General features: G+C 59.6%; 18 protein-coding genes. 10 read left to right on the forward strand and 8 right to left on the reverse strand.

The genetic code is table 11. The annotated features are described in order from the left end of the window. Positions 1-66: 66 nt before the first annotated feature. Positions 67-579: a C40 family peptidase gene (locus HKK55_RS28590; RefSeq protein WP_169357642.1), complete on the forward strand. Its 513-nt coding sequence runs from the start codon at positions 67-69 to the stop codon at positions 577-579. A 5-nt stretch (positions 580-584) separates the two neighbouring features. On the opposite strand, the gene HKK55_RS28595 is transcribed toward HKK55_RS28590, so the two are convergent. Next, on the reverse strand, positions 585-1,217 hold the full coding sequence (locus tag HKK55_RS28595) for a TetR family transcriptional regulator (RefSeq protein ID WP_169357643.1): 633 nt from the start codon (positions 1,215-1,217) through the stop codon (positions 585-587). A 162-nt stretch (positions 1,218-1,379) separates the two neighbouring features. Beyond that, positions 1,380-1,841 carry a hypothetical protein gene (locus HKK55_RS28600; protein ID WP_169357644.1) on the reverse strand — a complete coding sequence of 154 codons (462 nt, stop codon included), beginning with the start codon at positions 1,839-1,841 and terminating at the stop codon, positions 1,380-1,382. Positions 1,842-2,210: 369 nt separating this feature from the next. Here HKK55_RS28600 and HKK55_RS28605 point away from each other — a divergent pair, with 369 nt between their 5' ends. After that, positions 2,211-4,280 (forward strand): AsmA family protein, encoded by a 2,070-nt coding sequence (locus HKK55_RS28605; protein WP_169357645.1) that lies wholly within the window; start codon positions 2,211-2,213, stop codon positions 4,278-4,280. A gap of 141 nt (positions 4,281-4,421) precedes the next feature. Here the strand turns inward: HKK55_RS28605 and HKK55_RS28610 are convergent, their stop codons facing one another. Together HKK55_RS28610 and HKK55_RS28615 are read right to left on the reverse strand one after the other, a co-directional pair. Beyond that, positions 4,422-4,952, reverse strand: coding sequence for a bacterioferritin (locus tag HKK55_RS28610; RefSeq protein ID WP_169357646.1), 531 nt, complete (start codon positions 4,950-4,952; stop codon positions 4,422-4,424). Positions 4,953-5,049: 97 nt separating this feature from the next. After that, positions 5,050-5,961 (reverse strand): LysR substrate-binding domain-containing protein, encoded by a 912-nt coding sequence (locus HKK55_RS28615; RefSeq protein WP_169357647.1) that lies wholly within the window; start codon positions 5,959-5,961, stop codon positions 5,050-5,052. Positions 5,962-6,086: 125 nt separating this feature from the next. On the opposite strand from HKK55_RS28615, the gene HKK55_RS28620 reads away from it, so the two are divergent. From HKK55_RS28620 to HKK55_RS28630, 3 genes are all read left to right on the forward strand, one after another. Further along, the gene (locus tag HKK55_RS28620; RefSeq protein WP_169357648.1) at positions 6,087-6,728 is read left to right on the forward strand and encodes an FMN-dependent NADH-azoreductase; all 642 of its coding nucleotides are present in this window, start codon (positions 6,087-6,089) and stop codon (positions 6,726-6,728) included. Between the two features lies 1 nt (position 6,729). Next, the gene (locus HKK55_RS28625) at positions 6,730-7,035 is read left to right on the forward strand and encodes a multidrug efflux SMR transporter (protein WP_169357649.1); all 306 of its coding nucleotides are present in this window, start codon (positions 6,730-6,732) and stop codon (positions 7,033-7,035) included. Positions 7,036-7,262: 227 nt separating this feature from the next. Then, on the forward strand, positions 7,263-8,153 hold the full coding sequence (locus HKK55_RS28630) for a triacylglycerol lipase (protein WP_169357973.1): 891 nt from the start codon (positions 7,263-7,265) through the stop codon (positions 8,151-8,153). Between the two features lie 128 nt (positions 8,154-8,281). Here the strand turns inward: HKK55_RS28630 and HKK55_RS28635 are convergent, their stop codons facing one another. Beyond that, a complete protein-coding gene (locus tag HKK55_RS28635) occupies positions 8,282-9,169 on the reverse strand; it encodes a DMT family transporter (protein ID WP_169357650.1) in 888 nt (295 codons plus the stop codon). Positions 9,170-9,266: 97 nt separating this feature from the next. Between HKK55_RS28635 and HKK55_RS28640 the strand changes: the two genes are divergently transcribed. From HKK55_RS28640 to HKK55_RS28650, 3 genes are all read left to right on the forward strand, one after another. Continuing rightward, positions 9,267-10,055 carry a helix-turn-helix transcriptional regulator gene (locus HKK55_RS28640; protein ID WP_169357651.1) on the forward strand — a complete coding sequence of 263 codons (789 nt, stop codon included), beginning with the start codon at positions 9,267-9,269 and terminating at the stop codon, positions 10,053-10,055. Between the two features lie 71 nt (positions 10,056-10,126). After that, positions 10,127-10,441, forward strand: a complete 315-nt coding sequence (locus HKK55_RS28645) for a PsiF family protein (RefSeq protein ID WP_169357652.1) — start codon at positions 10,127-10,129, stop codon at positions 10,439-10,441. Between the two features lie 195 nt (positions 10,442-10,636). Beyond that, complete coding sequence (locus HKK55_RS28650) at positions 10,637-11,650, forward strand: AI-2E family transporter (RefSeq protein ID WP_169357653.1); 1,014 nt, start codon at positions 10,637-10,639, stop codon at positions 11,648-11,650. A gap of 164 nt (positions 11,651-11,814) precedes the next feature. On the opposite strand, the gene HKK55_RS28655 is transcribed toward HKK55_RS28650, so the two are convergent. After that, a complete protein-coding gene (locus HKK55_RS28655; protein ID WP_169357654.1) occupies positions 11,815-13,083 on the reverse strand; it encodes an Hsp70 family protein in 1,269 nt (422 codons plus the stop codon). A gap of 299 nt (positions 13,084-13,382) precedes the next feature. On the opposite strand from HKK55_RS28655, the gene HKK55_RS28660 reads away from it, so the two are divergent. Beyond that, a complete protein-coding gene (locus tag HKK55_RS28660; RefSeq protein ID WP_169357655.1) occupies positions 13,383-14,330 on the forward strand; it encodes a DnaJ C-terminal domain-containing protein in 948 nt (315 codons plus the stop codon). A 2-nt stretch (positions 14,331-14,332) separates the two neighbouring features. Then, the gene (locus tag HKK55_RS28665; protein WP_169357656.1) at positions 14,333-14,641 is read left to right on the forward strand and encodes a chaperone modulator CbpM; all 309 of its coding nucleotides are present in this window, start codon (positions 14,333-14,335) and stop codon (positions 14,639-14,641) included. A gap of 192 nt (positions 14,642-14,833) precedes the next feature. Here HKK55_RS28665 and HKK55_RS28670 read toward each other — a convergent pair whose 3' ends face one another. Together HKK55_RS28670 and ureC are read right to left on the reverse strand one after the other, a co-directional pair. Beyond that, a complete protein-coding gene (locus HKK55_RS28670; protein WP_169357657.1) occupies positions 14,834-15,961 on the reverse strand; it encodes a sensor histidine kinase KdpD in 1,128 nt (375 codons plus the stop codon). 100 nt (positions 15,962-16,061) lie between these two features. Further along, positions 16,062-17,762, reverse strand: a complete 1,701-nt coding sequence (ureC, locus tag HKK55_RS28675; RefSeq protein ID WP_169357658.1) for an urease subunit alpha — start codon at positions 17,760-17,762, stop codon at positions 16,062-16,064. Positions 17,763-17,927: the final 165 nt, after the last annotated feature.

The following is a 17,927-nucleotide window of genomic DNA, read 5'->3' on the forward strand; positions in this document are numbered from 1 at the left end:
CGTTCATTTTGTTACGCACTCTTTGATTAGGATGCCGCTCGTGTTTAACCAGTGCGGCATCTGTCCATGTTCAAATCATCCTTATGTTTACTTTTCCTGTGTCTGATCAGTGTTTCGTCTTTCGCGAATATTCAGCCGCGTGCCTCCTCCTTGAACGGGTTGGGGGTTGTGCTGACAGGCGTACCGCAGCCCTCTATCGACAATGTGATCGACCGCGCCCACGGGTTGCTGGGCACACCCTATAAGCTGGGTGGCGCATCGGTGGGCCAGGGCTTCGATTGCAGCGGCTTATTGGTCTATCTGTTCAAGACCGAGGCTAATATTCAACTGCCCCGCACCACGGCGGCGATGCACCGTTCAACGGCAGCCACGGTCAAGCGCGACGCGCTGAAGCCAGGCGATGCGGTGTTTTTCAGGGGTAATGGACGTGGCCAGATCAGCCATGTCGGTCTTTATATAGGCGGCGGCAAGTTCATTCATTCGCCCCGCACCGGCAAGAACATCCGTATCGACTCTTTAGCCAACAGCTACTGGAAGAAGAACTACACCACCGCCAAGCGTTTTCACGTGGTGCGCTGACCGGGTTACTCAGTGCTGCCCAGCCCTTGCCAGTGCTTGAGACCGATAAAGATAAAACGCAGTTGCTGGGTGATCTTGGCCTGGGGCGTAAGGTGCGCCGGCAGGGCTTCGGCGGGTAGGTCGATGATGTCGGGGAGGGTGGCGAACACGCTTTTGACGATCAGGTCGGCCATGACGTGCAAACCTTCGGCGTCCAGGTGCTGGAGCTTGGGCATCAGGGTCAGGTCGGCTGCAAGGTCTGAGGTAATGTCTTCACGCAAGGCGCCGATGGCTTGGCGAACCGCCAGGCAACCACCGTATTGTTCGCGCGCCAGGAACAGGAACTGCGAGCGATTGGCGGCCACCACGTCGAGAAAGATCCGCACCGAGGCATCGATAATGCCGCCCATGACGAATTCATTGTGGCGCACCAGGCGAATGGTGGCGCGGAAGGTCTGGCCCACTTCGCTGACCAATACCAGGCCCAATTGATCCATATCGTCAAAGTGACGGTAGAAACCGGTGGGCACGATGCCGGCGGTTTTTGCGACTTCCCGCAGGCTCAAGCTGCCAAACCCTCGGCCACACTCCATCAGATGGCGGGCTGCGTCCATCAAGGCAAGGCGGGTCTGTTGCTTCTGTTCAGCGCGGGGCAGCATGGGCGGGTGGGCTTTGTGGACCAGGACAGCGACGCACTCTAGCAAAACAACTTTACTGGCGTCGAACTTGAGGCGGGACAAGCGCGTTGCGGTTTACCTGTTTACATAAAGTCAAAAGCCCGATTCGGTAGAATCGGGCTTTTTTTCAGGGCCAGCACAGGCTTAGCTCGCTGCTTGATGCAGTTCTTGCAGACGATCAGCACCGCCTTCAGCAACAGCACCGGCGTAGGCACGTGCATTGGCACGATCAGAACCGTTTTCAACCAGACCTTTCTGTTCCAGGCGATCACGGCCGCCTTCAGCCAAACCGTCGGTGTAGGCACGTTTGTTGGCTTGTTCAGCACCGCCTTCAACCAGGCCTTTCTGTTCCAGACGATCACGCCCGCCTTCAGCTACGCCTTCGGTGTAAGCGCGTTTGTTGGCTTGTTCCGAACCGTTTTCAGCAACGCCTCCTTTAGCGTAGTCGCGGTCGCTCTCATCTTGCGAACCGCTGCGAGCCAAGGTTTGGCTGAAATGTGCAGCGTCAGCTTTGACTTGTGGGGTGGCTTGTTCAGACGCTGGCAGGGCAAATGCGCTGGTGGCCAGGACCGATAGTACAAAGCTTGCGAGTAATTGGCGTTTCATGATGGGTTGCTCCTTGGGAGGGCGATAAATTGGGTACAGAGCTAATGCTACTCTTGATAAGTCGATATAAAAGTTCATAAACACAATGGTAATAATCAACAGAATTGATTGTTCCCTGCGGAGGCTCTATCTCGCGCGTCTCAAGCACGCGGTTTTGCACCGTGCTGGGTATTTTCGACACGAACGTGGGTAACAACAGTGCGTCGTTGATGATGGAAGTTGTCTGGGTGGTCAAAAAAGCAGCTTTTTTCCGTCTAATTGGCCATTGGGGTTAAACCCCTACACCGTTTGTCAGTCGTAGCCATATAAGCTGTAGTCCTAACGTGCGTCGTAACTCGCACGCTCAGTCGTAATCAGGAGTCCTGTGCAATGACGCGCACTCGTAAAATTCTCACCTGGAGCTGCGCCAGCTTCGTTCTACTAATCGCCGTCGTGGTGTTGGTCCTGGTGTTTTTTGACTGGAACCGAATCAAACCGCCCCTCAATGCCAAAGTCTCCGAAGAGCTGCATCGCCCCTTTGCCATCAATGGCAATCTGGCGGTGATCTGGCAGCGCGAGCCCGACGAAGGCGGTTGGCGTGCCTGGATTCCCTGGCCCCACGTGGTGGCCGAAGACCTGACCCTGGGCAATCCCGAATGGTCGAAAAAGCCGCAGATGGTCACCCTCAAGCGCGTAGAACTACGCGTTTCGCCCTTGCCGCTGCTGGCTCAACGCGTGGTCATCCCGCGTATCGACCTTACTGAGCCGAGTGCCGAGCTGCAGCGCCTGGCCGACGGCCGCGCCAACTGGACCTTCAAGTTCGACCCCAAAGACCCCAACGCCGAACCCTCCAATTGGGTGGTGGACATTGGCGCCATCGGTTTCGACAAGGGCCATGTGACCCTTGATGATCAAACCCTCAAGACTCAGCTTGATGTGGTGATCGAGTTACTAGGCAAGCCGATCCCGTTCAACGAGATTGTGGGTGACGCCGATGCCAAAAAGGCCTTGGAAAAGGGCTCGGCCCCCCAGGACTATGCCTTCGGCCTCAAGGTCAAGGGTCAGTATCACGGCCAGAAACTCGCCGGCACCGGCAAGATTGGCGGCCTGCTGGCCTTGCAGGACGCCGCCAAGCCATTCCCGTTGCAAGCCCAAGTGAAGATCGCCGACACCAGTGTTGCCTTGGCTGGCACCCTGACGGATCCGTTGAACCTCGGTGCTCTGGACCTGCGCCTGAAACTTTCCGGCAGCAGCCTGGGCAACCTCTACCCGCTGACCGGCGTCACCCTGCCGGACTCGCCGGCCTATGCCACAGACGGCCACCTGATCGCCAAGCTGCATGAGGTGGGCGGCGCATCGTTCCGCTATGAGAACTTCAACGGCAAGATCGGCAACAGCGATATTCACGGCGACCTCGCTTACGTCGCGAGTCAGCCCCGCCCCAAGTTGAGCGGAACGTTGGTGTCCAATCAACTGTTGATGGCTGACCTTGCGCCCTTGATCGGCGCCGACTCCAACGCCAAGCAAAAAGCCCGTGGCGGCGAGAGCAAACAGCCGGCGACCAAGGTGTTGCCAGTGGAGGAGTTCCGTACCGAGCGGTGGCGCGATATGGATGCCGATGTGGAATTCACCGGCAAGCGCATCGTCCATAGTACTGAATTGCCGTTTACTGATCTCTACACACATTTGGTGTTGAACGATGGCGAGCTGAGCCTGGAACCCCTGCGCTTTGGCGTGGCCGGTGGCAAGCTTGATGCGCAGATTCGCTTGAATGGCCGGATCACCCCGCTGGAAGGTCGTGCGCGGCTGACCGCGCGTAATTTCAAGCTCAAGCAGTTGTTCCCGACCTTTGAACCGATGAAAACCAGCTTCGGTGAGCTCAACGGTGATGCGGATATTTCTGGTCGCGGCAATTCGGTGGCGGCGTTGCTGGGCACTTCCAACGGCGATCTGAAGATGCTGATCAACGACGGTGCTATCAGCCGCGGGCTGATGGAAATCGCCGGGCTGAACGTCGGTAACTACGTGGTCGGCAAAATGTTTGGCGACAAGGAAGTGAAGATCAACTGCGCAGCGGCGGACTTCGGTATCAAGACCGGCTTGGCCACCACCCGGCTGTTTGTGTTTGATACCGAGAACGCAATCATTTACATCGATGGCACGGCGAACATGGCCAGCGAGCAGTTGGATCTGACGATTACGCCTGAATCCAAGGGCTTCCGCCTGTTTTCCCTGCGTTCACCGTTGTACGTCAGCGGGCCGTTTATCAAGCCGAATGCCGGGGTGAAGGCTGTACCGTTGATGCTGCGCGGTGCGGGGATGGTGGCGCTGGGGTTGATTGCCGGGCCGGCTGCGGGTCTGTTGGCACTGGTTGCGCCGAGCGGCGATGTGCCGAACCAATGCGCGCCGTTGCTGCAGCAGATGAAGGAAGGCAAGGCCCCGAAGACCGTGAAAGGCTAACGCCCGAAACCGGAAACAAATGTGTGCGGGCTTGTGTGGGAGCCGGCTTGCCCGCGATAGCGTCACCTCGGTGTATCTGTTACACCGAGGCGTCTGCATCGCAGGCAAGCCAGCTCCCACAAGGGTTTACGGTGGTGTGAGTTACAGATCCTGCAGAATATCCGCCATGTCATCGGCGTGTTCTTCTTCCTGGGCCAGGATGTCTTCGAAGATCCGGCGGGTGGTCGGGTCTTTGTCGCCGATGTACTGGATGATCTCGCGATAGCTGTCCACGGCAATCCGCTCGGCAACCAGGTCTTCGTAAACCATTTCCTTCAGGTTTTTGCCCGCGACGTATTGCGCGTGGGAGTTCTTGGACAGCAGGTCCGGATTGAATTCCGGCTCGCCGCCCAGTTGCACGATACGTTCGGCTAGCTTGTCGGCATGTTCGGACTCCTGGTTGGCGTGCTCCAGGAACTCTTCGGCGGCGACATGGGCTTTAACGCCGTTGGCCATGAAGTAGTGACGTTTGTAGCGCAGTACACAGACCAACTCAGTGGCCAGCGACTCGTTGAGCAAACGCAGGATTTCCTGGCGGTCAGCGTCGTAGCCTTCGGTCACGGCGCCGTTTTCGACGTTCTTGCGGGCGCGTTCACGCAGGGTGCTTACGTCGGACAAATGCATGTCAGTCATCTCATTCTCCTCAGGGCGATATACGGTTTCGCCACGCTCTATTGGCGTGATCGCTCCAAGTTGTGAGTTCTGCACGGTGCAAAAAGTTTTATCGGATTTACAGCGCGTGTCCTGACAGCCGCGCCTCCTCCTGTAACCACTGGAAAAACGCCCTGACCGGCGGATGTCGCTCGCGACCGGGCACGCACAGCGCGCTGTAGCCGGCGCCGTCGACGCTGACCTGCGCTCGATAAGGCACCAGCAAACCGCTGGTGACGCTTTCCGAAACCAGGATATTGCTGGCCAGTACCAGGCCCTGACCGGCAATCGCCGCTTGCAGGGCGTAGTGCTCTTCATCGTATTCGCGCATCGGCGAGGCATGTTGCAACCAATCTTCGCCGGCTTTTTCGCACCAGGCCCGCCAACCCAGGGCGTAGAGTTTGGAGTTGTGCCAGCGCACGCTGATCAAAGTCGGTGGCCGTTCACTCGCCAGCGCGACCTGTTCGGGTGAGCCATAGACCGCAAAACACTCATCGAACAGGCACAGGCCGTACAGGTTCAGGTAGTCGTCGAGGCTGTAGCGAATCACCAGGTCGATGCTGGCGTCCTGCTGCAAATCCACCACGTCGCAGTTCGTGTCCAGACGCAGGCTGATCCCTGGATGGGCTGCGTAGAAACGCCCCAATCGTGGCACCAGCCACAGGGCGGCGAACGCCGGCGTGGTGGACAGGGTGAGGTTGCCGGCGCTGCGCTGCGGACGCAGGGTATCGACACTTTGCGCCACTTCCAGCAAGGCGCCGTGCAAACTGTGGAACAGCCGCTCGCCACCTTCGGTAAGGCGCACCTGGCGCGGCAGGCGTTCGAACAATGGCACGCCGAGCCAGGTTTCCAACGTGCGAATCTGATGGGAAACCGCCGTCGGCGACACCGACAACTCGTGGGCGGCAGCTTTGAAGCTCAACAGGCGTGAGGCCGACTCAAAGGCGCGCAGGGCGGTCAGGGGCAGTGAGGCGAACATGTGAGGCTCCATAGATGAATTAAAATCATCTGGATTAACTTTTTCTCATTTGTCGAGTGAGGCGCTCGACTCTAGCTTTGTGCGCAAGAGAGGCGGCCAATCAGGTTGCCTGAGTCTAGCGCGTGAAGGCCATACAGATGAAAAAAATGCTTGCGATCCATGCCAGTCCCCGTGGCGAACGTTCCCACTCCCGGCGCTTGGCCGAAGTTTTTCTCGACGTCTGGCAAACCGCCAATCCCGAGGCGCAACTGACGCGTCGTGAAGTTGGGCGGGCCTCCATTCCCCATGTCAGCGAAGCCTTTGTCGCGGCGAATTTTTACCCAGAACCCCAAGCCCGTCCCCTGGCCATGCAGGCCGATTTGCAGTTGAGCGATGAATTGGTGGGGGAGTTGATCGAGCACGAGTTGCTGGTGATTTCCGTGCCGATGTACAACTTCGGCATCCCCAGCGGCCTCAAGGCTTGGGTCGACCAGATCGTGCGTATGGGCCTGACCTTTGATGTCGACCAAGACAGCCAGGGCATCGCCCAGTATCAGCGTTTGCTGGTGGGCAAGAAGGCGTTGATCATCACCAGCCGTGGCGGCAACGGGTTTGGTCCGGGAGGCGAGAACGAGGCGATGAACCACGCTGATCCGCACTTGCGCACGGTGTTGGGTTTTATCGGTATCGACGACATTACGGTGATTGCCGCCGAGGGTGAAGAGTCTGTCGCCGAGGCTTTCCGTCGCTCCAGCGATGAGGCCGAGCGCCAGTTACGCGACCTCGCGCGGAGCTTCTGAGGTGTCCTGGGTCTTCCTGCTGATCGCCGCCGGCTTCGAGGTGACCTTCGCCATGGGCATGAAGTACGCCGAAGGCTTCACCCGGCTCTGGCCGTCGGTGCTCACGGTGCTCGCGGCGGTGGGCGGGATTTATTTCCTGACCTTGGCCATGCGCGAGCTGCCGGTGAGCATCGCCTACCCGATCTGGACCGCTATCGGTTCCCTGGGCACGGTGTTTCTCGGGTTTGCCTTGCTCGGGGAAAGCCTGACGCTGATCAAATTGGTGTCGGTGGGGCTGATCGTGGCGGGTGTTGTGGGCCTTAAATAGCGTCATGGCTTGGTCATGGTGGCTGGTCTAGGATGGGCACCAGTTAAGGATGGGCGCTGTACTTGTGGCGAGCGGGCTTGCCCGCGTTGGACTGCGTAGCAGTCCCTTTTTTGGGCCGCTTCGCGACCCAACGTGGGCAAGCCCGCTCGCCACAGGTTACTTGCATGTTCTATATCTGGATTGACCGGTTTTTGCCCCATCTGCTCACGTTCAAGGACGTTCGCTCCATGCCGCAGTCATTGGCCACACGTTATCCCCTGGTGCTGGTGCCGGGCATGCTCGGGTTTGTGCGTCTGGTGCTGTACCCGTATTGGTACGGCATCGTCCCGGCGTTGCGCGCCGGTGGGGCGCAGGTGTTCCCGATACAGGTGGCACCGCTCAATTCCAGCGAAGTGCGCGGCGAACAGTTGTTGGCGCAGATCGAGCGGATTCGTCGGGAAACCGGGGCAGACAAGGTCAACCTGATCGGTCATAGCCAGGGCTCGCTGACTGCGCGTTATGCCGCAGCCAAACGCCCAGAATGGGTGGCTTCGGTGACGTCGGTGGCCGGCCCCAATCACGGTTCGGAACTGGCGGACCATATCCACACCCATTACCCCGCCGACAGCGCCAAGGGCCGCATCATGAGTGCGCTACTGAGGTTGATTGGCGTGATGATGGGCTGGTTGGAGACCGGTTATCGTGGTCCGCGTTTTGCGGCAGACATTCACGCCTCGCACCATTCGCTGACCAGCGAGGGTGTGGCGCTGTTCAATCGCCAGTATCCCCAAGGCGTGCCGCACACCTGGGGCGGGCAGGGCGCCGAAGAGGTCAATGGCGTGCGCTATTACTCCTGGTCCGGCACCTTGCAGCCGGGCAAGACCGACCGTGGGCGCAACCTGTTGGATGGGACCAATCGCAGTTGCCGGCTGTTTGCCAAAACCTTCGTGCGTGAGAAGGGCCAGTGCGACGGCATGGTCGGTCGCTACAGCTCACATTTGGGCACCGTGATCGGCGATGACTACGCCCTGGACCACTTCGACATCGTCAACCAGTCACTGGGGCTGGTGGGCAAGGGGGCGGAGCCCATCAGGCTATTTGTCGAGCATGCCCGGCGGTTGAAGGCCGCCGGGGTTTAGCAGGTAGGCCGAGTTATCGTTCTTCGCGAGCAAGTCGAATCGTCGCACCGCCGCTCCCACATTCGACCGAGTCCATCCGTTGGAATGCGGTCGAATGTGGGAGCGGGCTTGCTCGCGAAGTCGATATATCAGGCGACGCTGACCTTCCTGCTAACCGGCGTCGTCCAACGCTCCGACAAGATCACCCCACCCAAGGTCAGCACGCCGCCCACCAGGTGATACGACGCCAACTGCTCCTTCAACACCACCGCCGCAATCAATGCGGTAATCAACGGCAGCAAGTTGAAAAACAGCGTGGTGCGGCTCGGCCCCAAGTGCTTGACCGAATGCATCCACGCCAACGGCGCGAGCATCGAGGCCAGCAGGCAGGCGTACATCACCAGCGGAATATTCGACCAACCCAGCCCGACTTTTTCCGAGGTGAGGAATAACGGAAACAGCACCACCACCGCCACCAGCACCTGCAAGTACAGCAACACCAGTGGGGGCAGGCGCAACTGCCACTTTTTCAGCAAGGTGCTGTAGATCGCATAGGCCAGGGTGGCGACCAGCATCATCGCGTCCCCCAGGTTCAGGCCATGTTGCAGCAGCACGGAGAGGCTGCCGGATGACACCACCACCAGAACCCCGGCAAACGACAGCACCGCACCGGTCAGGGCGCCAAAGGTCAGACGCTGGCCGAGGCTGATGATGGCCGCGGTCAAGGCCATCAGCGGCATCAGCGACAGGATGATGCCCATGTTGGTGGCCGAGGTCAGGGTCGCGGCGTAATACGCCAGGCTCTGATAGACCGCCATGCCTAGCACGCCAAGGATGAAGATCTTGCCCAGGTTAGGGCGAATCTGCGGCCAGTGGGCGATCACTGGCTTGAGCATAAAGGGTGTGAACAGAATCCCCGCCAGCAGCCAGCGGTAAAAGCCAATCTCGGCGGGGAAGATCGCGCCCACCGCCAGTTTGTTGATCACGGTATTGCCGGCCCAGATAAAAATGGCCAGTAATGGATAAGCGTATTGCATCGAGAGGAACCAGGAACGTTGATAAGGGTTGATTATCCTTTGTCTGGATCGAAGCCTATACTTCGATCCAGCCATCCGACCTCTGTATCCAGACAATATGCTCAAGAAGTACATCAACCTCCCTGATTTCGACGCGCTGCCGGCCCCGGTGTACTTCCGCTATTCGGAGTTCGAGGCCGATACCCACGCCAGTGCCCACCAGCACGCCTGGGGCTCGCTGGACTATTCGGCCCGTGGCGTGATGCGTTTCGAGGTCGCCGGCAGCCGCTTCATGTCGCCACCGCAATACGCGCTGTGGATTCCGCCGAACACCCAGCACAGTTCCTACAACGCTCAAGCCATTGTCTACCGCTCGGTGTACCTGGCGCCGGAGCTGTGCGAGCAACTACCGCCGCAGCCGTGCACCCTGACCATCAGCGACATCCTCAAGGCGATCCTCAGTGACTTCGCCGAGCGAGATGTGAATATTCCCGAAAGCGAAGCCGATGTGCGTCTAGCCCAAGTCCTGGTGGACCAACTCAAGCAGGCGCCGGTGCACGACTGCTTCTTGCCGTACGCCAGCAATCCTGGCCTGCTCAGTGTGCTTGAGGGCATGCAGGCGGATCCGGGGGATAACCGGGCCTTGGCCTTGTGGGCGCAGCAGGTACACGTCAGCGAGCGCACCTTGGCCCGGCAATTTGTTCGAGAACTGGGCATGAGCTTCGGTGAATGGCGCCAGCGCCTGCGTTTCCTGGCCGCTATCGAGGCGTTGGACAGTGCCCGCAGCGTCCAGGAAGTAGCCTTCGACCTGGGCTACAGCACCGCGTCGGCGTTTATCGCCATGTTTCAGCGTCAGGCCGGGTGTACGCCGGAGCAATATCGTCGGGCAAACATACGTAGCAGGTGAAGGTGTAACACGGTTTGTCTACACTGCGGGTGAGTCCGTGCCCCTCGGCACGGTAACAGGGAGAAAACTCCATGAAGATGCTGCGTATTCCGTTGTTGATGATGGGCCTGCTGCTGTGTTCCCAAGGCTTTGCCGCGACTGCCGCACAGACGGCTCAGCAACAAAAAATGACCACTTGCAACGCCGAAGCCAAGACCAATGGCAAAACCGGTGATGATCGCAAGGCATTCATGAGCACCTGCCTCAAGGCCGCCCCGGCTGCCAACGATGCCAAGACCCTGACCCCGCAGCAGCAGAAGATGAAAGACTGCAACGCCACGGCCAAAACCCAGGCACTGAAGGGCGATGCGCGTAAAACCTTTATGAGTACCTGCCTGAAGAAATAATAGCCCCCGGCTATGGAAGGCTGCGACACTCGTATGCAGCTTTCTACTGTGGGAGCGGGCTTGCTCGCGATGGGCGTCAACGATAACGCGTTCATTTCTGAATAAACGCGGTGCTCTTGAACTCTTCGCGAGCAAGAACTAGGCGTCCCCCTCGCTCCTACACACATCCTTTAACGCCGTTCGTTTTGAGGCTGTATGCCAACGTTTTCTCAGCGTCACGTGTTGTTGTTGGTCAGTTGCGTCATTATTTTCGGCGGGTTGCTGCTGGTACTGCCGCTAAAACTGCTGCCTAGCCTGCTGGCTGGATTGCTGGTCTATGAACTGGTCAACATGCTCACCCCGCAGTTGCAGCGGCTGATCGAAGGCCGACGTGCGCGCTGGCTGGCGGTAGCCTTGCTGGGAACCTTGATCGTCAGCATCCTGACCCTGATCTTTGCTGGCGCCATCAGTTTCCTGCTTCACGAAGCGGAAAATCCCGGGGCTTCTCTGGACAAATTCATGGGCGTAGTCGATCGGGCACGCGGCCAACTGCCGCCGTTTCTCGACGCCTACCTCCCCGCCAGCGCCGCCGAATTCCGCGTGGCCATTGGGCAATGGTTGAGTAAGCACCTGAGCGAATTGCAACTGGTGGGCAAGGACGCGGCCCACATGTTCGTGACCTTGCTGATTGGCATGGTGCTGGGGGCAATCATCGCTTTGCAGCGGGTGCCGGACCTGACCAAGCGCAAACCCCTGGCGGCAGCGCTGTTTGATCGTCTGCACCTGCTGGCCCAAGCCTTTCGCAATATCGTTTTCGCGCAAATCAAAATCGCCGCGCTGAATACCGCGTTCACGGCGATCTTCCTGGCGGTGGTGCTACCGCTGTGCGGGATTCACCTGCCGCTGACCAAGACCCTGATCGTGCTGACCTTCCTGCTGGGTTTGCTCCCGGTGATCGGCAACCTGATGTCCAACACCCTGATCACCATCGTCGCGCTGTCGCTGTCGATCTGGGTGGCGGTGGCGGCGCTGGGCTACCTGATTGTGATCCACAAGGTGGAATACTTCCTCAACGCACGTATCGTCGGCGGGCAGATCAGTGCCAAGTCATGGGAGCTGTTGTTGGCGATGCTGGTGTTCGAAGCCGCATTCGGCCTGCCGGGCGTGGTGGCGGGGCCGATTTATTATGCGTATTTGAAGAGTGAGTTGAAGCTGGCGGGGATGGTGTAGGGATTGATGTTGTCTGGATTGACCCCTTCGCGAGCAAGTCGAATCGTCGCACCGCCGCTCCCACATTCGACCGCATTCCAAAGGTAGAACTCGGTCGAATGTGGGAGCGGCGGTGCGACGATTCGACTTGCTCGCGAAGGGGGCGCCACGGTTTCAGCTAAAACTCAGTACCCGTACCGCTTGCTGGCCTCAATCGCCAACCCGCTGCCGATACTGCCAAAGATATTGCCTTCCACATGCCGCGCATTCGGCAGCATCGCCGACACGCTCTGGCGCAGTGCCGGAATGCCGCTGGAACCACCGGTAAAGAACACCGTGTCCACTTGGGCCACTTCCACCGAAGCGTCGTTCAGCAACTGGGTGACGCTGTTACGCACCCGCTCCAGCAGGTTGTCGATGGCCGACTCGAACAGCGCCCGGCTCAGTTCCACGCTCAACCCCGGCTCAACCCGATCCAGCAACACATGGCGGCTTTCGTCATGGGTCAGCTGGATCTTGGTTTCTTCCACTTCCATGGCCAACCAGTGCCCGGCGCGTTGTTCGATCAGCTTGAACAGGCGGTCGATGCCACCGGTGTCTTCGATGTCGTAACGCATGCTGCCCAGGGCCAACTGGGATTTTTGCGAGTACACCGAGTTGATGGTGTGCCAGGTCGCCAGGTTCATGTGATGGCTGGTGGGCATGTAGGCGCCGCTTTTCATACGGCTGCCGTAGCCGAACAGCGGCATCATGCCTTGCAGGCTCAATTGCTTGTCGAAGTCGGTCCCGCCGATGTGCACGCCGCCGGTGGCGAGGATGTCGTCGTGGCGGTTGTCGTGGTTGCGACGCTCAGGGGACAGGCGCACCAGGGAGAAGTCCGAAGTACCGCCGCCGATGTCGACAATCAGCACCAGCTCTTCGCGCTCGATGGTCGACTCGTAGTCGAACGCCGCGGCAATCGGTTCGTACTGGAACGAAATATCCTTGAAGCCGATCTTGCGGGCGACGTCCACCAGAGTGTCTTCGGCCTCTTTGTCGGCCATCGGGTCATCGTCGACGAAAAATACCGGGCGGCCCAGCACCACTTCCTCGAACTCACGCCCGGCATTGGCCTCGGCGCGGCTCTTGAGCTGGCCGATAAACAGCGCCAGCAAGTCGGTGAACGGCATTGCCGTGCCCAACACGCTGGTGTCGTGCTTGATCAGCTTGGAGCCCAGCAGGCTCTTGAGCGAGCGCATCAAGCGCCCTTCATAACCTTCCAGGTACTCGTGCAGCGCCAGGCGGCCGTAGACCGGACGGCGTTCTTCGAAGTTGAAGAACACCACCGAGGGCAGGGTGATCTTGTCGTCCTCCAGCTCGATAAGCGTTTCCATGCCGGGGCGGATCCAACCGACAGTGGAGTTGGACGTGCCAAAGTCGATACCGCAGGCACGGGCTGGGGATTCGTTTTTCATGTCTTTCAGGTTCCGGTTAAAAAACGGCCGCGCAGTGTATGTCACCCGCGTCCAGATGCGTAGGCCGACTATCCGCTAAAGTCATCGTACTTGTTACCTTGAAAGATCAGTCTTTGCCCCCAAATCCCCTCCATACGGTTGGTGGCTGACGCAATGATCAAGTTTGTCTGTCACGCCGCCGATAAACTTCTGACGCACCCTCAGGTCACAAGATTGAGATCGGTCAATCCAGACGCCGTAAACAGGCGCATGCTGTGCCGCTGGCAGTGCGATATCGATAACGGATGGTGATGCCCCCGATGGACTTCAAAGACTATTACAAGATTCTCGGCGTTGAGCCGACGGCAGACGACAAGGCGATCAAGACCGCCTATCGTAAGCTGGCGCGTAAATATCACCCCGACGTCAGCAAGGAAAAGGACGCCGAAGCCAAATTCAAGGACGCGTCCGAGGCCTATGAAGCGCTGAAAAGCGCCGATAAACGCGCCGAATACGACGATCTGCGCAAATACGGCCAGCACGGCCAGCCGTTCCAGGGGCCACCGGGCTGGCAGAGCCGTGGCGGCTATGGCGGCGGCGGTGAGGACACAGGCGACTTTTCGGACTTCTTCAGCTCGATCTTCGGTTCGCGTGGCAATGGTTTTGGTGGTGCCCAAGGCCGTAGCGCCGGGCGTCGAGGGCAAGATGTGGAAATGGAATTACCGGTGTTTCTGGAAGAGACCCTGTCCAACGAGTCCAAGCCGATCAACTTCCAGGTGCCGCAGTACAACGCGGCCGGTCAGCACGTCAGCAACACCACGAAAAGCCTGAATGTGAAGATCCCAGCCGGCGTGACCGACGGCGAGCGCATCCGCCTCAAGGGCCAGGGCGCACCGGGGGTTGGTGGCGGCACCAATGGTGATCTGTACCTGATCATCAAGTTCGCGCCGCATCCGAAATTCGATGTGGAAGGCGAAAACCTGATCATTACCCTGCCGCTGGCCCCATGGGAGTTGGCGTTGGGAGCTGAAGTCGCCGTGCCGACACTGACCGGCAAGATCAACCTCAAGGTGCCGGCCGGCAGCCAGAACGGCCAGCGCATGCGTGCCAAGGGCCACGGCTTGCTGAACAAGGCCGGGCAGCGCGGTTATCTGTTTGTGCAACTCAAGGCGGTCATGCCGAAAAACACCGACGATGAAGTCAAGGCGTTGTGGCAGGAACTGGCGAAAAAAGCCGCTTTTGATCCGAGAGAAACATGGAGTAGCTAACGATGAGCAGTCCCCGTGTGGTTCAAGTGAACATGACAGAGTTTTGTGAGGCCACCGAGTTGTCGGTGGCCTACGTGATCGAAATCGTTGAACACGGCATCGTTGAACCCGTGGGGAAAACCCCTGAGTCCTGGCATTTCACCGACTACGAACTGGCCTTGGCCAAGCGTGCGTCGACGCTGCGCAAGGACCTGGACCTGGAGTGGGAAGGCGTCGCCCTGGCGCTGAACCTGCTGGAAGAGGTCCAGCAATTACGGGCCGAGAACCAGATGCTCAAACAGCGGCTGGGGCGCTTGGTGCAAACTCCCTGAAATAATGCTCTCTTCCTGAAAGCTGGCCAGGCCCTGTGGCGAGGGGGCTTGCCCCCGTTGGGGTGCGAAGCAGCCCCAAAGCCGGCCACCGAGCTTTTATCTGAAAGCATGCGGCGACTTCATTAGGGCTGCTTCGCACCCCAACGGGGGCAAGCCCCCTCGCCACAGGTCCCTTGCTGTTTCTTCTAGCCCTTAACTGAGGCGGGGCAGCACCACGGTAAACGTGGTGCCTTCAGCCTCGGTGGACGCTACTTCAATCGTCCCCCGATGGGCGTCTACCACTTCCTTGACGATAAACAACCCCAACCCAAGGCTCGTCGAAGCGCTGCCCAGTTCTTCGCTGGCGCTGCGTACCAGCGGGTCGAAGACGGTGCCGATGGCGGCCGGGGGAATCGGTGTGCCGTAGTTGTGCATGCTGAGTACCACCGTGTCGGTCGTGCCATTGAGGGTCAGCGTCACCGCTTGGCTGTTCTGGCCATGCTGCAACGCATTGCCAATCAAGTTCTGCAATAACTGGTCAATTCGCCCGCGATCCCACAACCCCTGGGTGTCCCCATGGATGTGCAAGTGCGGATGACAGTCCGGTTGACCTGCACAGGCTTCATCGATGGCCGCTTGCGCCGCGTCGGCCAGGTTCATGGGTTTGGGCTCGATAGGCAGGCTGCTGCCCAGCCGGCTGCGCACAAACTCCAACAGGTCGCTGACCATTGCTCCCATGTGCCGGGCGCCATTCTTGATATTGCCCACCAGGCTCAGCCCGTTGCCATCCAACTGGGCCTTGCGCAGCAACATCTCGGTCGACATGTTCACCGCTTGCAACGGCGCGCGCAGGTCGTGGCCGAGGATGGCCAGGAAAATATCCCGCGAGCGATTGACCTGCTCGGCGTAAGCCGCTGTGGATTCGGCCAATGCTTCATCGATGGCTTCATTGAAGCGGATCATGTCCTGGAAATAAGCCAGCTCCGGTGACTCCAGGCTATTGACCCACAGGCGAATCACGCAGGCGCGCAGATGGCGGAATTCGGAGGTCATCTGCACCAGGTCAAAGCCCACGGTATGGCGCAGTTCACCATGGTTGGCGGCGGCTTCGTCCAGGCTTGGGGTTTTCTCGGGGCCGTCGCCCTTGGCCTTGGCAGCTTGTTCGCTGGCGCTCTGGCGGGTGGTCATGTCGCGCGCGGCGGCTAGCAGGATCGAACGGGCGTGGTCGCGCAACTGCGTGCGGTTCAAGGTCTCGGCGGCGGGGGTCAGCGTTTCGGCAAATTGCTCCCATTCATCGACGATCTGATCGGTGTGTAACACGATGAATTCGGATAGGCGCATGGCCGGGTTCCCAAGTGCAAGACAGTGAAGAGGCGTGGCGCATCGTAGCGCCTTACGCCTCTTCGCTTCACTGGCGTAGCAGGTCCCTGCCGATGAACGGTCAGAACAGGAAGTAGCGCTGGGCCATTGGCAGCACATCGGCCGGCTCACACCACAGCAATACACCGTCGGCCTTGACCTGATAGGTCTGTGGGTCGACCTCGATGTGCGGCAGGTAGTCGTTGTGGATCAGGTCGGTCTTGCGCACCCCGCGACAACCTTTGACCACCGCAATCTGCTTCTTCAATCCCAACGCCTGTGGCAAGCCTTCCGCCAGGGCTGCCTGGCTGATAAAGGTCAGGCTGGTGGCGTGCAGCGAGCTGCCGAAGCTGGCGAACATCGGACGGTAGTGCACTGGCTGCGGCGTGGGGATTGAGGCATTGGCATCGCCCATCAGGCTTGAGGCAATCGCCCCGCCTTTGAGGATCAGCGTGGGCTTGATCCCGAAAAACGCCGGGCGCCACAGCACCAGATCGGCCCACTTGCCGACTTCGATGGAGCCCACTTCATGGCTGATGCCATGGGTGATCGCCGGGTTGATGGTGTACTTGGCGATGTAGCGCTTGGCGCGGAAGTTATCGTTGCCTTCGCCGTCGCCCGGCAGTGGGCCACGCTGTTTTTTCATCTTGTCGGCGGTTTGCCAGGTGCGCGTGATGACTTCGCCGACGCGGCCCATGGCCTGGCTGTCAGAGCTGATCATCGAGAACGCGCCGAGGTCGTGGAGGATGTCTTCGGCGGCAATCGTCTCGCGGCGGATGCGGCTTTCGGCGAAGGCCACGTCTTCGGCGATGCTGGGGTCGAGGTGATGGCAGACCATCAGCATGTCCAGGTGTTCGTCGATGGTGTTACGGGTGAACGGCCGGGTCGGGTTGGTGGAGCTGGGTAGCACGTTGGCAAAGCCGCAGGCCTTGATGATGTCCGGTGCATGGCCGCCACCGGCACCTTCGGTGTGGTAGGTGTGGATGGTGCGGCCCTTGAACGCGGCCAGGGTGGTTTCGACGAAGCCGGACTCGTTGAGGGTGTCGCTGTGAATCGCCACTTGCACGTCGTACTCATCGGCAACACTCAGGCAGTTGTCGATACTCGCGGGCGTGGTGCCCCAGTCTTCATGTAGCTTCAAACCAATAGCACCGGCCTTGACCTGTTCGATCAATGGCTCTGGCAGACTGGCGTTGCCCTTGCCGGTGAACCCAATGTTCATCGGGAACGAGTCAGAAGCCTGGAGCATCCGCGCCAAGTGCCAGGGGCCAGAGGTGCAGGTGGTGGCATTGGTGCCGGTGGCAGGGCCGGTGCCGCCGCCGATCATGGTGGTGACACCGCTGGTGAGGGCCTCTTCGATTTGCTGCGGGCAAATGAAGTGAATGTGGGTGTCGATGCCGCCGGCGGTGAGGATCATGCCCTCGCCGGCGATCACTTCGGTGCTGGCACCGACGGCGATGGTCACGCCGGGCTGGATATCTGGGTTGCCGGCCTTGCCGATGGCGGCGATGCGGCCGTTTTTCAGGCCCACGTCGGCCTTGACGATGCCCCAGTGGTCGATGATCAGCGCGTTGGTAATCAGCGTGTCGACGACCTCGGCGGCCAGCAACTGGCTCTGGCCCTGGCCGTCGCGGATCACCTTGCCGCCGCCGAATTTCACTTCTTCGCCGTAGGTGGTGAAGTCCTGTTCCACTTCGACGAACAGCTCGGTGTCGGCCAGGCGGACCTTGTCACCGACGGTGGGGCCGTACATGTCGGCGTAGGCTTGTCTGGAAATCTTCATTGAAAATCCTTGCGCATGAGTTTGGCTCTATTCTGTGGCGAGCGGGCTTGCCCGCGTTGGGCTGCGCAGCAGCCCCAATACAAACACTGCATTTCTCCAGACAGGACTCAATGGCTGACTTCAGGGCCGCTTCGCGCCCCAACGCGGGCAAGCCCGCTCGCCACA

Source organism: Pseudomonas sp. ADAK18 (assembly GCF_012935695.1).
Classification (GTDB): domain Bacteria; phylum Pseudomonadota; class Gammaproteobacteria; order Pseudomonadales; family Pseudomonadaceae; genus Aquipseudomonas.

Bases quoted from the DNA above. Each gene is read 5' to 3' on its own strand.
- HKK55_RS28590 (WP_169357642.1), top strand. From the start codon at position 67: ATGTTCAAATCATCCTTATGTTTACTTTTCCTGTGTCTGATCAGTGTT.
- HKK55_RS28595 (WP_169357643.1), bottom strand. From the start codon at position 1,217: ATGCTGCCCCGCGCTGAACAGAAGCAACAGACCCGCCTTGCCTTGATG.
- HKK55_RS28600 (WP_169357644.1), bottom strand. From the start codon at position 1,841: ATGAAACGCCAATTACTCGCAAGCTTTGTACTATCGGTCCTGGCCACC.
- HKK55_RS28605 (WP_169357645.1), top strand. From the start codon at position 2,211: ATGACGCGCACTCGTAAAATTCTCACCTGGAGCTGCGCCAGCTTCGTT.
- HKK55_RS28610 (WP_169357646.1), bottom strand. From the start codon at position 4,952: ATGACTGACATGCATTTGTCCGACGTAAGCACCCTGCGTGAACGCGCC.
- HKK55_RS28615 (WP_169357647.1), bottom strand. From the start codon at position 5,961: ATGGAGCCTCACATGTTCGCCTCACTGCCCCTGACCGCCCTGCGCGCC.
- HKK55_RS28620 (WP_169357648.1), top strand. From the start codon at position 6,087: ATGAAAAAAATGCTTGCGATCCATGCCAGTCCCCGTGGCGAACGTTCC.
- HKK55_RS28630 (WP_169357973.1), top strand. From the start codon at position 7,263: ATGCCGCAGTCATTGGCCACACGTTATCCCCTGGTGCTGGTGCCGGGC.
- HKK55_RS28635 (WP_169357650.1), bottom strand. From the start codon at position 9,169: ATGCAATACGCTTATCCATTACTGGCCATTTTTATCTGGGCCGGCAAT.
- HKK55_RS28640 (WP_169357651.1), top strand. From the start codon at position 9,267: ATGCTCAAGAAGTACATCAACCTCCCTGATTTCGACGCGCTGCCGGCC.
- HKK55_RS28645 (WP_169357652.1), top strand. From the start codon at position 10,127: ATGAAGATGCTGCGTATTCCGTTGTTGATGATGGGCCTGCTGCTGTGT.
- HKK55_RS28650 (WP_169357653.1), top strand. From the start codon at position 10,637: ATGCCAACGTTTTCTCAGCGTCACGTGTTGTTGTTGGTCAGTTGCGTC.
- HKK55_RS28655 (WP_169357654.1), bottom strand. From the start codon at position 13,083: ATGAAAAACGAATCCCCAGCCCGTGCCTGCGGTATCGACTTTGGCACG.
- HKK55_RS28660 (WP_169357655.1), top strand. From the start codon at position 13,383: ATGGACTTCAAAGACTATTACAAGATTCTCGGCGTTGAGCCGACGGCA.
- HKK55_RS28665 (WP_169357656.1), top strand. From the start codon at position 14,333: ATGAGCAGTCCCCGTGTGGTTCAAGTGAACATGACAGAGTTTTGTGAG.
- HKK55_RS28670 (WP_169357657.1), bottom strand. From the start codon at position 15,961: ATGCGCCTATCCGAATTCATCGTGTTACACACCGATCAGATCGTCGAT.
- ureC (WP_169357658.1), bottom strand. From the start codon at position 17,762: ATGAAGATTTCCAGACAAGCCTACGCCGACATGTACGGCCCCACCGTC.